This window comes from Sphingomonas sp. Leaf32 (genome assembly GCF_001421765.1).
GTDB lineage: Bacteria > Pseudomonadota > Alphaproteobacteria > Sphingomonadales > Sphingomonadaceae > Sphingomonas.
Map to the genome: position 1 here is coordinate 258,257 of NZ_LMLA01000009.1, position 13,118 is coordinate 271,374.

A 13,118-nucleotide genomic window follows, 5' to 3' on the forward strand; every position below is an offset into this window, starting at 1 on the left:
GTATCCAAACGTAAAAGGGCGGCGGATCAACGACCCGCCGCCCCCTTGTCTCCGTCACGCGCTGTTCGGCATGGCCGAACCGGCGTGGTGCCGACCCGCTCCCTCAGGTCGGCACCGCCTGCGCGTGCGCGGATCACAAGCCGATCAGCCGAGCGTCCACGCCCCGTCGATGCGCGCCAGCGCACCCTGCTGGTTCCCTTCGCGCAGCGCGTCGGGCAACAACGCTTCCGGGAAATCCTGATACGATACCGGCCGCAGGAAGCGGTCGATGGCGAGCGTCCCGACCGAAGTCGTGCGCCCGTCCGAGGTGGCGGGGAACGGGCCGCCATGGACCATGGCATGGCCAACTTCCACACCGGTCGGCCAGCCGTTGCACAGGATGCGGCCGACGGTGCGTTCCAGCACCGGGACCAGCTTGCGCGCATCCTCATAATCGCCTTCGTCGATCTGGAGCGTCGCGGTCAGCTGACCTTCGAGCTTGCTCAGCACCTCGACCAGTTCGTCGGCATCGGCGCACTTCACCACGACCGACGTCATGCCGAACACTTCGTGCGCATGGGCCGGATCGGCAAGGAAGTCCGTGCCCGACACCGCGAAGATCGCCGCGCGGCCACGGGTCGGGCCTTCGGGCACCTGGCCTTCGCCGACCAGTGTCACCGCCGGGCTGGAGGCCAGCTTGGCGCGGCCTTCCTCGAACGCCTTGTGGATGCCGTCGGTCAGCATGACCTGCGCCGGCGTGCCGAGCAACGCGTCGCCCGCCGTGTCGAGGAACGCGTCGAGTTCCGGCCCGGCAATGCCGAGGACGAGGCCTGGATTGGTGCAGAACTGCCCCGCCCCCATGCTCAGCGACCCGACATAGGCCTTGGCCAGCGCCTCGCCCCGGTTCTTCAGCGCCTCGGGCATCAGTACGACCGGATTGATCGACGACATTTCGGCATAGACCGGGATCGGCTGCGCCCGGTCCTGCGCCACCTTCATCAGCGCGGTGCCACCGGCTCGCGACCCGGTGAAGCCGACCGCCTGGATGCGCGGATCGGCGACCAGCGCGGTGCCGATCGTCTGGCCGGCACCCGACACCATCGAGAACACGCCGTCCGGCATCCCGGTCCTTTCCGCCGCCTTGATGATCGCCGATGCGACCAGTTCGGCGGTGCCCGGATGCGCCTGATGCGCCTTCACGATCACGGTGCAGCCTGCCGCCAGCGCCGACGCGGTGTCGCCACCGGCGGTCGAGAAGGCGAGCGGGAAGTTCGATGCGCCGAACACGACGACCGGGCCGACCGGAATGGTCCGCAGCCGCAGGTCAGGCTTGGGCACCGGCGCGCGGGCGGGATCGGCATGATCGATGCGCAGCTGCTGCCACGCGCCGTCACGCACTTCCTTGGCGAACAGGCGCAGCTGGCCACAGGTGCGGCCGCGTTCACCGGTCAGGCGCGCGGTCGGCAGGCCGGTTTCGCGGCTGCCGCGTTCGATCAGTTCGTCGCCCAGCGCCTCGATCTCGTCGGCGATCGCGTCGAGGAAGCCGGCCCGCCGTTCGAGCGGCAGCGCGGCATAGATCGGGAAAGCGGCGGCGGCGCGGTCGCACGCTTCGGTCGCGTCTTCCTTCGTACCCTTCGAAAAACCTTCGCCGAACAGCGCGCCGGTTGCGGGGTCATAGGCTTGGAACTGGTCGTCGCGGGCGACGCGCTTCGAACCCAGGAACAGTTCGCCGGTGATCGTCATGTGCATCCTCTTTGCGCAAAGTGTTGGCGCTCAGATAGGAACTGATAGCGCTAACGTAAATGGGTGACGCGAATTACTCCGACAATCTATGCGGCGAATAGACGCGCGCGTCGACCCCCGACGGCACGTCCCCCGCCCCCAGCAGCGCGGCGCACAGCCGCGCGGCGGCCGGCGCGGTCTGGATACCGAAGCCACCCTGCCCCGCGCACCAGAAGAAACCGGGCACGGTCGGGTCGAAGCCATAGACCGGCAACCGGTCGGGCGCGAAGCTGCGCAGGCCGGCCCAGCGCCGCTCGACCGCCTCGACCCGCCAGTCGACCGCCGCCTCGAACCGATCGATCGCCAGCGCGACGTCGATCTCCTCCGCCGCGACGTCGTGCGGCCGGTCGGGCGTCTCGTCATGCGGAGTCAGCCAGAGCCGCCCGCCCGGCTCCGGCTTGAAATAGAAACCGCCCGCCGCGTCCATCACCAGCGGGAGGTCGGGCGATGCCGGTGGATCGACCCGCACCTGCACGACCGTCCGCCGATAGGGCCGGATGCCCTGCGGCGCGGCCCCCAGCATCGCGGCCACCGCATCGGCCCACGCCCCGGCGGCGTTCACGACGACATCGGCGACGATCGTGTCGCCCGCTACGGTGGTCAGCGCCCACCGGCCGGCATCGTGCCGCCCGCCGGTCAGCCGTGCATCGCAGTGCAACGCCACACCGCCCCGCCGCGCCTTGGCAAGATAGGCGGCGTGGAGCGCCCCCACATCGATGTCGGCGCAGCCCGGCGACCACAGCGCGTGCCACTGCCCCCGCAGGCCGTCGACCATGCCATGCGGATCGCGCCACGCGATCGGCACCCCGGTGGCGGCAAAATCGGTCGCCATCGCCTCCAGCACCGTACGATCACGGGCCAGCAGCAACTCGCCGCGCGTGCGCAGGAACCCCCGCGCCGCGAAATCGGGCGGCGGTGCCTGGAGGAACGGTCCCGAGGCGGTCGTCAGCGGCTGGACCAGCGGCCCGCCATAGGTTTCCGACCAGAAGGCCGCCGACCGCCCGGTGGCGTGGAAGCCCGGCTGTGCCTCCGCTTCGAGCAGGATGACGTCGTCGGTCGCGGCCAGTTCGGCGGCAAGGCTCGCCCCTGCCATCCCCGCGCCGACAATCGCCACCCGCCTGCGCGTCATGCGTGGGTCCGGTGCGGCGCGGGGGCGCGGGCGTCGAGAAACGCGTCGATCGCCGCGATCGCGCGCGCGCGCACCGGATCGGCCTCCCGCAAGATCTCATGCGCCGATTCCGCGCCGAAGCGCAGCAGCTCGACATCGCGCAACCGCCCTGCAACCTCGACAGCGGCGCGCGGATCGACCAGCGCATCGGCATCGGCCACCAGCATCTGGATCGGCACCGACACCTGATCCAGCGCCGGATCGGCCCGCAGTTCGCGGGTCGAACGAAAGGCGTCGATCACCCAGCGCCAGCTCGGCGGCCCGGTGCGCAGCGCCGCGTCGGTCCCCTGCCACCACAGTTCATCGGAATAGCGCGCGGGGTCGTGGGTCAGCAGCGCCTCTCGCGGACGGACGGTGTGCGGGCGCTCGTTCCCCTTCCATGCGGCACGCAGCGGGCTGCCCATCGCGCTCAGCACCCGCGCCATGCGTTCGCCGAACCGCGGGCCGATCGGCGACCGCAGCCCCAGCATCGGCGCGACCAGCACGCACGCCGCCGGATCGACCCGCCGCTCGACGACACCCCGCAGCGCCAGATGCCCGCCCATCGAATGGCCGATCAGGACGCGCGGTCCTACGCCGGTCCACTGGCTCCAGAAGGCGGCAAGATCGTCGAGATAGGTTTCGAACCGGTCGATGTCGCCGCAATCCCCCGCTGGCGTGCAGCGCCCGGACCCGCCCTGCCCGCGCCAGTCGAACGCGGTGATGTTCCAGCCGCGCACATGCCAATGGGCGAACGCTTCCAGATATTTCTCGAACATGTCGCCGCGCCCGGTCTGGAACAACAGGCTGCCGCGCGGGCGGACATTGGCGGGGGCGGCCCAGTCGAACCGGCGATGCGACCAGTTATCGGGCGCGTGCCACCGGGTGATGGTGGCGGCGGCGGGAATCGCGCGGCGGTATAGGGCGTGGGCGGCCATGGGTCCGGTTACGGTTTCGAAACCCCTTACGTCTAGGGATTAACGACATGGGGGGTATCGTCGTTCCTTGGCTGGCGCTTGCGCTGCTGCTGCTGCTGGCCATCGCGGGAATCGAGGACGCACGGACCCGCGAAATCGCCAACTGGAAAAATGCCGCCATCGCGCTGCTGGCGCTGCCGTGGTGGTGGGCCAACGGCCTGTCGGGGGTCGACATGGCGTGGCAGCTGGGCGTGGCGGGAATCGTCTTCGCGCTGTTCTTCGCCGCGTTCGTCGCCGGGCAGATGGGTGGCGGCGACGTCAAGATGATCGCCGCGCTCGCGCTGTGGCTGCCGCCGGGCGCGGTCCTGTCGATGCTGATGGTGATGTCGGTGCTGGGCGGCGTGCTGACGCTGCTGTTCCTCGCCGATCGCTGGCGGCGGCGGGCAAGCCAAGTCGCGGAGATTCCCTATGGGATCGCCATCGCCATCGCCGGGATGCTCGCCATCGCGAACCCGTTCTTAACCCATTTCGGTGATGCTTAACGGCGAATCAACCGGCCAGACGAATTGAAAGGCCATCGACGTCATGGAATCTCGCAAACTGTTCCTGCTGCTTGGGGCGCTGATGGTGGCGGGCCTGACCGCGTTCATGGCGCGCAATCTAATGGCCGGGGCATCGGCACCGATGGCGACCGCCGCGCCGATGGCCGCCCCGATCGACGGCCCGCGCGTGCTGGTCGCGACGAAGGCGCTGCCGGTCGGCACCATCATCGACGCCACCACGCTGCGGTTCCAGCCATGGCCGAAGGAGCTGGTCGAGAACGCCTATTTCCTCGAATCCATGCCGGAATCGCGTAATCTGGTCGGCACCGTCGTTCGCTTCGCCATTCCGGCGGGCCAGCCGATCACGCAGGGCGCATTGGTGAAGCCGGGCGACCGGGGCTTCCTTGCCGCCGCCCTCGGGCCGGGGATGCGGGCGGTCACCGTGCCGGTATCGGCGCAGAGCGCGGTCGCGGGCTTCGTCTTTCCGGGCGACCGCGTCGACCTGGTGCTGACGCAGAACGTGCCGGGCGGCGGCGATGGCGCCCCGCTCAAGGCGGCGGAAACCTTCCTGCGCAACCTGCGCGTGCTGGCGACCGACCAGCGGACCGACAAGAATACCGATGACCAGGGCAAGACGCTGGTGTCGACCTATTCGACCGTGACGGTCGAGGCGACGCCGCGCATCGCCGAAAAGATCGCGGTCGCACAGACCGTCGGCACGCTGTCGCTGTCGCTGCGCTCGATCGCGGACAATGGCACCGAACTGGAGGAGGCGATCGCCAGCGGCGATGTCCAGCTGCCCGCCAATGGCGACCCGAAGGCGGAAAAGGCGGCGCTGGCCCGCGTCGCCGCCCGTCCGCTCGACAGCGGATCGACCTTCTCGACCGGCGCCGACGTGTCGCGGTTCCAGCGCAGCTCGGTACCCGGCAAGGCCAGCATGATGGCCGGATCGACGAACGCCGGGCCGCCGCCCGGGACGATGACGCCCGCCGGGCCGACGACGCCCGCCGCACCGGCCGGACCGGTCGTGCGGATCACCCGCGGCAATGACGTGACCGCCGTGCCGGTCGGAGGAACCAACTAATGTCTGGCATGAACCTGATCCATCGGTCGCTGGCCGCGACCCTGTCGGTCGCGCTGGTCGCCGCCCCGGTGGTGCCGACCGCCGCTGTCGCTGCGCCCGGCACCACCACCGTCCGCGCCGCACGCGTCGGCACGCCGCCCGCCGGCACGATGCGCCCGACGACCGACGTCATGCTGTCGATCGGCCAGGGTGAGCTGGTGACGCTGCCATCCAACGTCGCCGATGTCTGGGTATCGAACCCGGGGGTCGCCGATGTCTATGTCGGCAATCCGCGTCAGATCCATCTGTTCGGCAAGACCGACGGCGAAGCCACCATCTTCGCTACCAGCGCCAGCGGCGCGGTCGTCTATTCGGCGAATGTCCGAGTGGGGCAGAACCTCACCTCGCTCGACCGGATGCTGAAGGCGGCGATGCCCGAAGCGGACATCCGCGTGACGACGGTCGGCCAGATCGCGGTCATCAACGGCACCATCGCCTCCCCCGCCGACAGCGCGCAGGCCGAACGGCTGGTCGCGTCGCTGCTCAATCCCGGTGTCGCGGTGGGCGATCCCAATGTCGCGCTGAAGGTCGGCGTGGTGAACCGGCTTAAGCTGGCCACCCCGCTCCAGGTCAACCTCCAGGTCCGCATCGCCGAGGTCAGCCGCAACTTCGTCAAGAATATCGGCGTCAACCTGACGTCGCGCGACGTGTCGAGCGGCGTTCTGTTCGGCGTCGCGCAGGGGCGGCAGGGTACGATCACCACCATCCCCGGCTCGCCGACCGACACGAACTTCCTCGTCAATGGCGGCCGCCCCGGCGGCACGCTGTTCGGTTTCCCGACCAAGGGGACCAACGGCACGACGCTGAACCTCGCGGGCAAGCTGCTCGGCCTCGAACTGCTCGGCGCGCTCGACCTGGGTGAGCGGATCGGACAGGTGACGACGCTCGCCAATCCGAACCTGACCGCGCTGTCGGGCGAGACGGGATCGTTCCTGGCCGGCGGCGAAATCCCGATCCCCGTCAGCCAGGGGTTCGGCGCGGTATCGGTGCAGTACAAGCAATATGGCGTCAGCCTCGCCTATACCCCGACCGTGCTGGCCGATGGCCGCATCTCGCTGCGTGTCCGCCCGGAAGTGTCGCAGCTGTCGGCGGCGGGCGCGGTGCAGATCGACGGCACCACCATTCCCGCGCTCACCACCCGCCGCGCCGAAACCACGGTCGAACTGGGGTCGGGGCAGAGCATGATGATCGGCGGGCTGTTGTCGAACAGCCATGACAATTCGATCGACAAGGCACCGGGCCTGGGCGACCTGCCGGTGCTGGGTTCGCTGTTCCGCTCGAACGCGTTCACCCGCAACGAAACCGAACTGGTGATCGTCATCACCCCGTATCTGGTGAAGCCGGTCGACAGCCAGTCGCGCATCGCCCTGCCGACCGACGCCTATTCCACCCCGGGCGACGTCGAACGCGTGCTGATGGGGCAGTTGTCGGGCCAGCGCAAACCCGATCCCCGTCCGGTGCCGACCATGGCGCCGCAGTTGCCCGCGCGGCCGACCATCGGGCTGACCGCACCGGCCCCGGTCGAACCGCAGGCCGCCGATCCCGCCCCGGCCGCAGCGCCCCCGCGCAAGGGCGGTCGCGGCACCGCGCCCGTCGCCCCCGGTTTCAGCATTCAGTGAGGCAAGCCCCGATGACCCTTTTCCGTATCCTCGCGCTCGGCACGACGATCGCGGTCGCCGGTTGCACCGGCACCCCCAATCGCGGCGTCGAATCGGTGCACCAGCCGGTCGTCAGCCGCTCCGCCTATTCCTTCGACCTGTCGACCGGTTCCGCCGGGCTGGCGCCGGGCGAACGCGCGCGGCTGGCCGGCTGGCTGGAGGCGATGCACCTGCGCTATGGCGACGAGATCGGCGTCGACGATGCCGGCACCGGTGACGAAGCCGTACGGGGCGACATCGCCGCCGAAGCCGCGCGGGTCGGCCTGCTGCTGGCCGATGCCGTGCCGCCGACGCCCGGCACCCTCGCCCCCGGCACGGTCCGCGTCGTCGTGTCGCGCATGGTGGCCAGCGTACCGGGATGCCCCGATAACTCGCGCACCTATCAGCCCAATTTCGGGGCGCACACCTCGTCCGACTTCGGCTGCGCGATCAATTCGAACCTGGCGGCGATGGTCGCCCGCCCCGGTGACATGGTGCTGGGCCGCGGCAACGCCGACACGACCGACACCATGGTCAATAGCAAGGCGGTCGGCGCGCTGCGCCGCGCCGCGCCCAGCGGCAATGGCGGACAGGTCACCAATTCCACCGGCGGCGCCGGCGGCAGCGGGGGGAGCAGCAAGTAATGAACGCCCCCTTCAACCTCGCCAAATCCGCGCAGCGCGACGCGTTCATCGCGTTCGTCTGCGACGAGAATTCGGCCGAGACGCTGCGCGGCGTCGCCAGCGATCATGGCTGGCCGGTCGAAAAGATCATGAAGGGCGGCCTGCGCAACGCGGTGCAGACGCTGTCCGTATCGGCCAGCCCGCACGTGCTGTTCGTTGACCTGTCGGAATCGGGCGATCCGCTGAACGACATCAACGGCCTTGCCGAAGTGTGCGAGCCGGGCACGGTCGTGATCGCCATGGGCCAGGTCAACGACGTGCGCCTGTACCGCGACCTGCTGTCCAGCGGAATCCACGACTATCTGCTCAAGCCGCTCAACCCCGATATGGTGCGCGAATCGATCGCGCAGGCCCATGCCCTGCTCCACGCGCCCAAGGCGGCGGAAGCGAGCGAGGAACGGCCGCATTGCGCGGTCGCGATCATCGGCACGCGCGGCGGCGCCGGGGCATCGACCATCGCCACCTCACTGGCGTGGCTGAGCGGCGAACAGGAAAAGCGCAGCACCGCGCTGCTCGACCTCGACGTGCATTTCGGCACCGGCGCCCTCGGCCTCGACCTCGAACCCGGTCGCGGGCTGACCGACGCGATCGAAAACCCCAGCCGCATCGACGGGCTGTTCATCGAACGCGCCATGGTCCGCGCCGGCGAACGGCTGTCGGTCCTGTCGGCCGAAGCGCCGATCAACGCGCCGATCCAGACCGACGGCGCCGCCTTCTACCAGTTGCAGGAGGAGATGCGCGCCGCGTTCGAATGCACCATCGTCGACCTGCCGCGCAACATGCTCGTCAACTATCCGCATCTGGTCGAGGAAGTGCAGACGGCGGTGATCGTCACCGAACTGACGCTGGCCGCCGCGCGCGACACGATCCGGTTGCTGTCGTGGTTCCGCTCCAATGCCTCGCACGTCACCGTCGTGCTGGTCGGCAACAAGGTGCAGCCGGCCGCCAACCAGGAAATCAGCCGCAAGGATTTCGAAGGATCGATCGAACGCAAGCTCGACTTCATGATCCCGTGGGACGGCAAGCTGGCGGCACAGGCGGCCAAGCTGGGCAAGCCGCTGGCGGAAGCGGGCAAGGGCAACCGCGCGCTCAGCCCCCTGATCGACCTGTCGCGGCATCTGTGCCGGCTGCACGATGCCGGCGACGATGACGCCGCGCCGGCAGCGGGCAAGGGCAAAGGCAAGGGCGGAACGTCGCTTATGGGCAAGCTCGCCGGTCTGCGCGCACGCCTGCCCGCCCGGGCCAAGAAGTAAGCGCGGACGGCACGGCGATGGACCTGCTCCCCATCCTTATGCTGGCGGCCGGCGCGGCGATGACGCTGGTGCTGCTGGTCCTTGCCCTGTCGCCCCCATCGGGCGAGCGCGCGCGCGGCCGTCGCCTGCTCGCGGTACGCGAACGCCATGCCTCCGCCGCCAGCACGACGGCGATGGAAGCGCAGATGCGCCGCATCGGCAACCGCAACACGACCAAGGCGGATCGTGCCGCCGCGCGGTTCCTGCCCAATGTCGAACAGCTCAAGCTGCGCCTGCAGAAGACCGGCCGCAGCTGGACCCTCGCCCAATATGGCAAGGTGTCGCTGGGGCTTCTCGTCGGCGTCACCGCCCTGCTGATGCTGCGCGGGTTCCCGATGATCCTCGCGCTGTTGCTGGGGCTGGTCGCGGGCATGGGCCTGCCCCATTTCGCGGTCGGCTATGTCATCAAGCGGCGCATCGCCCGCTTCACCGCCAAATTTCCCGACGCGATCGAACTGCTGGTGCGCGGCCTGCGGTCGGGTCTGCCGATCACCGAGACGATGAACGTCGTCGGACAGGAAGTCGACGGGCCGGTCGGCGAGGAATTCCGCCTGGTCAGCGACCGGATGAAGATCGGCCGCTCGCTCGACGCCGCGTTGCAGGAAACCGGCGACCGGCTCGGCACGCCCGAATTCCAGTTCTTCATCATCACCATCGCCATCCAGCGCGAAACCGGCGGCAACCTAGCCGAAACGCTCGCCAATCTGGCCGATGTGCTGCGCAAGCGGTCGCAGATGAAGCTGAAGATCAAGGCGATGTCGTCGGAATCCAAGGCTTCGGCCTATATTGTCGGATCGCTGCCCTTCATCGTGTTCGGCATGATCTGGGCGATCAACGACACCTATATGCAGAATTTCTTCGTCGACCCGCGGCTGATGATCGCGGGCCTCGGCGGCGCGCTGTGGATGGGCATCGGCGCCTTCATCATGGCCAAGATGGTCAATTTCGAGATCTGATGCGATGGTAACCGCCCCCCACCCCACGCTGCTCGGGTTCGACGTCGTCAATGTCGCGACGATCCTGTCGGGCATCGCCGTCCTGTCGGTCATGCTGGCGATCTATGTCGCCACGTCCACGCGCGACCCGATGACCCGGCGCGTGAAGGCGCTGAACGACCGCCGCGAACAGTTGAAGGCCGGCATCACCGCCTCGACCAGCAAACGCCGTGCGAAGCTGGTGCAGAAGAACGACGCGACCGATCGCATCCGCGACCTGCTGTCCTCGCTGAAGGTGTTGCAGGATTCGCAGCTCAAGGTCGCGCAGCTCAAGCTGATGCAGGCGGGCATCCGGTCGAAGGACTGGGCGGTCGCGGTCATCTTCGGGCGGCTGGTGCTGCCGATCGTGCTCGGCCTGCCGATGCTCTACATCGTCTACGGCACCGACACCTTTGCCGACTGGTCGCCACTGAAGGCGTACGGCCTGGTCGCGGGCACCTTCATCCTCAGCTATAAAGCGCCCGACATCTATCTGAAGAACAAGATCACCAAACGGTCGGACGCGATCCGCAAGGGCCTGCCCGATGCGCTCGACCTGCTGGTGATCTGCGCCGAGGCCGGCCTGACCGTCGACGCCGCCTTCACCCGCGTCGCGCGCGAACTGGGCCGGGCCTATCCCGAACTGGGCGAGGAATTCTCACTGACCGCGATCGAGCTGGGCTTCCTGACCGAACGGCGTCAGGCGTTCGAAAACCTCGCCATGCGCATCAATCTCGACGCAGTGAAGGGCGTGGTGACGACCATGATCCAGACCGAGAAATACGGCACGCCGCTCGCGTCCGCCCTGCGCGTGCTGTCCGCCGAATTCCGCAATGAACGTATGATGCGCGCGGAGGAAAAGGCCGCGCGCCTGCCGGCGATCATGACGGTGCCGTTGATCCTCTTCATCCTGCCGACCCTGTTCGTCGTCATCCTGGGTCCGGCCGCCTGCAGCATCAGCGACGCGTTCGGCAAATAGCTGGAACGCCCGACCGGGGCGGGTGCGGAACGCCGCCCTGCCCCGACCGTTATAGCCCCGTAATCAACTGCCAGGGGGTTAGCCCGATGCTGTTCCAGACGCCGACCCAGTTCGCGGTCCTCGCCCTCGTCCTGTTTGCCGGTTGGCTGTTCGGGCTGGCATCGTCGTCGGGCGGCAAGAAGTGGAAGCAGCGCTATCGTGACGAGGAAGCGGCGCATAAGGCGTATCGCGCCGAAGTCGCCGCCGACCTGAAGACCCGCGACGAACGCCTGCGCGAGGTCGAGGCCGAGCGCGACCGGTCCGCCACCGAACGCGGTACGGCGACGACCACCGCCGCTGCCACCGCGACCGGCGCGGCGGCGAGCAACAGTGGCGGCGGCTTCTTTGGCTGGGGCGGCGACAACCTGTCGCGTATCCGTGGCATCGACGCCGACCTCGAACATGCGCTCGGCCAGCGCGGGATCAAGACCTATCGCGCGATCGAGGGGTTGAGCGAAGCCGACGAACGCGCGCTGGAGGACGATCTGCGCCTGCGTCCCGGCACGATCGACGAGGAACGCTGGCGCGAACAGGCAGCGATGCTCCGCGCCGGCCACGACGACGACCATCGCAGCCGCTGGGGCTAAGTTTTCCGGGCGCTAGAGCCGATCGAGATGCAGCTACGCCCGGTATCGTTCCTGATCGACGCCGCCAGCCTCCCCGTAACCCCGGACTTGTTCCGGGGTCCACGGCGCGGCAATCGGCACGGTGTTGGTCTCTATCAACCGCGATGGCGGCTCGGTAGGTTCCGGAACAAGTCCGGGGTGACGCAATAAAATGTGAATGTCGATACGACCTAGGGACGGCGCACCGCGCCCGGTTCGTCACATCGGGCATCGAACCGGGCCTGGGCCTGCGCCACCGCCGGCATCCGCTGCTCAGCCCAGCGCATCATCATCGTCAACGCATCGATCAGTTCGCTACCCATCGAAGTGATGCTATAGGTCACCTCGACCGGCATCGTCGGGGTGACCACCCGATCGACCAGTCCGTCGCGCTCCAGCGACCGCAGCGTCTGGCTGAGCATTTTCTGCGATACCCCAGCGATACGCCGCCGCATTGCGTTGAACCGCATCGACTCCTCGCCCAGCAGCAGCAGAATTAACACGCTCCATTTGTCGCCGACCCGATCGAGCAGTTGCCGCGTCGGACAATCGGCGGCGTAGACATCGCCCTGTCGGCAGGCGGTTTCGTAGACGAAACCGGGTATCGGAAAAGTGCCGTCTTGCATCATGGGTATCGCCATAGCACCTGGTATCCGTCGGAAACCAGCGGAGACGTTGCATGATCGTTGCGGTACTTGGCGCCAGTGGCAATGCCGGTTCGGAAATCACCCAGGAGCTTGCCCGCCGGGGCCATGCCGTTCGCGCGATCGCTCGGCATCCCGACAAGATTCCGACCGGTGAAGGCATCACCCCGGTTGCGGGCGATGCCCATGATCCGGCGGCGCTGGCCGACCGGCTGAGCGGTGGCGATGCGGTCATCAGCGCGCTGCATTTCGACGTCACCGCCGATATGCTGTTGACGGCACTGCGCACGGCTGGCGTCGGGCGGTTGCTGGTGACCGGCGGCGCGGCCAGCCTGGAGGTGGCACCGGGGCAGCGGCTGATCGATTCGCCCGACTTTCCGGCGGAATGGCGTGAGTTCGCGATGGGCGGCATCGCATTTCTCGATGCGCTGCGCGGGGTCGACGACATCGACTGGACGTTCTTTTCCCCCGCCGCAATGATCGAGCCCGGCTCGCGCACCGGCCAGTACCGCCTCGGCACGGACACCCTCGTCACCGATGATGCCGGCGTCAGCCGGATCAGTTTTGCCGACTATGCCATCGCGATGGTCGACGAACTGGAAGCCCACCGCCACTCCCGCGCACGCTTCACCGCTGCCTATTGACCAGGCGCCGCCTGCATTGATGCGGGCGGCCCCTGTATTACCGGTTCAGGACGGGTCGACATTCAGCGATAGGCATAGGAGCCGACGGAACCGATACCCTATCCCGTCACCCCGGACTTGATCCGGGGTGA

Annotated in this window: 13 protein-coding genes; 9 read left to right on the plus strand and 4 right to left on the minus strand. The window is 68.3% G+C overall.

Going from position 1 to position 13,118, the window contains the following annotated elements; translation table 11 throughout:
- Positions 1 to 144 precede the first annotated feature (144 nt).
- The 3 genes from ASE83_RS13300 to ASE83_RS13310 all read right to left on the minus strand — a co-directional run bounded on the left by ASE83_RS13300 (position 145) and on the right by ASE83_RS13310 (position 3,846).
- Positions 145 to 1,722 (minus strand): aldehyde dehydrogenase (NADP(+)), encoded by a 1,578-nt coding sequence (locus ASE83_RS13300; protein ID WP_055790871.1) that lies wholly within the window; start codon positions 1,720 to 1,722, stop codon positions 145 to 147.
- A gap of 73 nt (positions 1,723 to 1,795) precedes the next feature.
- Positions 1,796 to 2,890, minus strand: coding sequence for an NAD(P)/FAD-dependent oxidoreductase (locus tag ASE83_RS13305; RefSeq protein WP_055790875.1), 1,095 nt, complete (start codon positions 2,888 to 2,890; stop codon positions 1,796 to 1,798).
- Positions 2,887 to 3,846, minus strand: coding sequence for an alpha/beta fold hydrolase (locus ASE83_RS13310; protein WP_055790878.1), 960 nt, complete (start codon positions 3,844 to 3,846; stop codon positions 2,887 to 2,889). The genes ASE83_RS13305 and ASE83_RS13310 overlap by 4 nt, the downstream gene beginning before the upstream one ends.
- 47 nt (positions 3,847 to 3,893) lie before the next feature.
- Between ASE83_RS13310 and ASE83_RS13315 the strand changes: the two genes are divergently transcribed.
- The 8 genes from ASE83_RS13315 (at position 3,894) to ASE83_RS13350 (ending at position 11,681) form a co-directional block, all read left to right on the plus strand.
- Positions 3,894 to 4,367 carry an A24 family peptidase gene (locus ASE83_RS13315; protein ID WP_055790881.1) on the plus strand — a complete coding sequence of 158 codons (474 nt, stop codon included), beginning with the start codon at positions 3,894 to 3,896 and terminating at the stop codon, positions 4,365 to 4,367.
- 43 nt (positions 4,368 to 4,410) lie between these two features.
- Positions 4,411 to 5,451: a Flp pilus assembly protein CpaB gene (gene cpaB, locus ASE83_RS13320; RefSeq protein ID WP_055790885.1), complete on the plus strand. Its 1,041-nt coding sequence runs from the start codon at positions 4,411 to 4,413 to the stop codon at positions 5,449 to 5,451.
- Positions 5,451 to 7,109 carry a type II and III secretion system protein family protein gene (locus ASE83_RS13325; protein WP_055790888.1) on the plus strand — a complete coding sequence of 553 codons (1,659 nt, stop codon included), beginning with the start codon at positions 5,451 to 5,453 and terminating at the stop codon, positions 7,107 to 7,109. The genes cpaB and ASE83_RS13325 overlap by 1 nt, the downstream gene beginning before the upstream one ends.
- An 11-nt stretch (positions 7,110 to 7,120) precedes the next feature.
- A complete protein-coding gene (locus tag ASE83_RS13330; RefSeq protein WP_055790891.1) occupies positions 7,121 to 7,771 on the plus strand; it encodes a CpaD family pilus assembly protein in 651 nt (216 codons plus the stop codon).
- Entirely contained in the window at positions 7,771 to 9,063 is a 1,293-nt protein-coding gene (locus ASE83_RS13335; RefSeq protein ID WP_055790894.1) for an AAA family ATPase, read from the plus strand. Before ASE83_RS13330 ends, ASE83_RS13335 begins: the two co-directional genes overlap by 1 nt.
- A gap of 17 nt (positions 9,064 to 9,080) precedes the next feature.
- Positions 9,081 to 10,058, plus strand: coding sequence for a type II secretion system F family protein (locus ASE83_RS13340; RefSeq protein ID WP_055790899.1), 978 nt, complete (start codon positions 9,081 to 9,083; stop codon positions 10,056 to 10,058).
- A gap of 4 nt (positions 10,059 to 10,062) precedes the next feature.
- Complete coding sequence (locus tag ASE83_RS13345; RefSeq protein ID WP_055790902.1) at positions 10,063 to 11,055, plus strand: type II secretion system F family protein; 993 nt, start codon at positions 10,063 to 10,065, stop codon at positions 11,053 to 11,055.
- Positions 11,056 to 11,141: 86 nt separating this feature from the next.
- Positions 11,142 to 11,681 (plus strand): hypothetical protein, encoded by a 540-nt coding sequence (locus ASE83_RS13350; RefSeq protein WP_055790906.1) that lies wholly within the window; start codon positions 11,142 to 11,144, stop codon positions 11,679 to 11,681.
- A gap of 209 nt (positions 11,682 to 11,890) precedes the next feature.
- Here the strand turns inward: ASE83_RS13350 and ASE83_RS13355 are convergent, their stop codons facing one another.
- The gene (locus ASE83_RS13355) at positions 11,891 to 12,325 is read right to left on the minus strand and encodes a winged helix-turn-helix transcriptional regulator (RefSeq protein WP_055791243.1); all 435 of its coding nucleotides are present in this window, start codon (positions 12,323 to 12,325) and stop codon (positions 11,891 to 11,893) included.
- Between the two features lie 53 nt (positions 12,326 to 12,378).
- Between ASE83_RS13355 and ASE83_RS13360 the strand changes: the two genes are divergently transcribed.
- Positions 12,379 to 12,987, plus strand: coding sequence for an NAD(P)-dependent oxidoreductase (locus tag ASE83_RS13360; RefSeq protein ID WP_055790909.1), 609 nt, complete (start codon positions 12,379 to 12,381; stop codon positions 12,985 to 12,987).
- Positions 12,988 to 13,118 lie beyond the last annotated feature (131 nt).

What these genes read in the sequence shown, in the direction of transcription:
- ASE83_RS13300 (WP_055790871.1), bottom strand. Translation starts at nt 1,722, where the DNA reads ATGACGATCACCGGCGAACTGTTCCTGGGTTCGAAGCGCGTCGCCCGC.
- ASE83_RS13305 (WP_055790875.1), bottom strand. Translation starts at nt 2,890, where the DNA reads ATGACGCGCAGGCGGGTGGCGATTGTCGGCGCGGGGATGGCAGGGGCG.
- ASE83_RS13310 (WP_055790878.1), bottom strand. Translation starts at nt 3,846, where the DNA reads ATGGCCGCCCACGCCCTATACCGCCGCGCGATTCCCGCCGCCGCCACC.
- ASE83_RS13315 (WP_055790881.1), top strand. Translation starts at nt 3,894, where the DNA reads ATGGGGGGTATCGTCGTTCCTTGGCTGGCGCTTGCGCTGCTGCTGCTG.
- cpaB (WP_055790885.1), top strand. Translation starts at nt 4,411, where the DNA reads ATGGAATCTCGCAAACTGTTCCTGCTGCTTGGGGCGCTGATGGTGGCG.
- ASE83_RS13325 (WP_055790888.1), top strand. Translation starts at nt 5,451, where the DNA reads ATGTCTGGCATGAACCTGATCCATCGGTCGCTGGCCGCGACCCTGTCG.
- ASE83_RS13330 (WP_055790891.1), top strand. Translation starts at nt 7,121, where the DNA reads ATGACCCTTTTCCGTATCCTCGCGCTCGGCACGACGATCGCGGTCGCC.
- ASE83_RS13335 (WP_055790894.1), top strand. Translation starts at nt 7,771, where the DNA reads ATGAACGCCCCCTTCAACCTCGCCAAATCCGCGCAGCGCGACGCGTTC.
- ASE83_RS13340 (WP_055790899.1), top strand. Translation starts at nt 9,081, where the DNA reads ATGGACCTGCTCCCCATCCTTATGCTGGCGGCCGGCGCGGCGATGACG.
- ASE83_RS13345 (WP_055790902.1), top strand. Translation starts at nt 10,063, where the DNA reads ATGGTAACCGCCCCCCACCCCACGCTGCTCGGGTTCGACGTCGTCAAT.
- ASE83_RS13350 (WP_055790906.1), top strand. Translation starts at nt 11,142, where the DNA reads ATGCTGTTCCAGACGCCGACCCAGTTCGCGGTCCTCGCCCTCGTCCTG.
- ASE83_RS13355 (WP_055791243.1), bottom strand. Translation starts at nt 12,325, where the DNA reads ATGCAAGACGGCACTTTTCCGATACCCGGTTTCGTCTACGAAACCGCC.
- ASE83_RS13360 (WP_055790909.1), top strand. Translation starts at nt 12,379, where the DNA reads ATGATCGTTGCGGTACTTGGCGCCAGTGGCAATGCCGGTTCGGAAATC.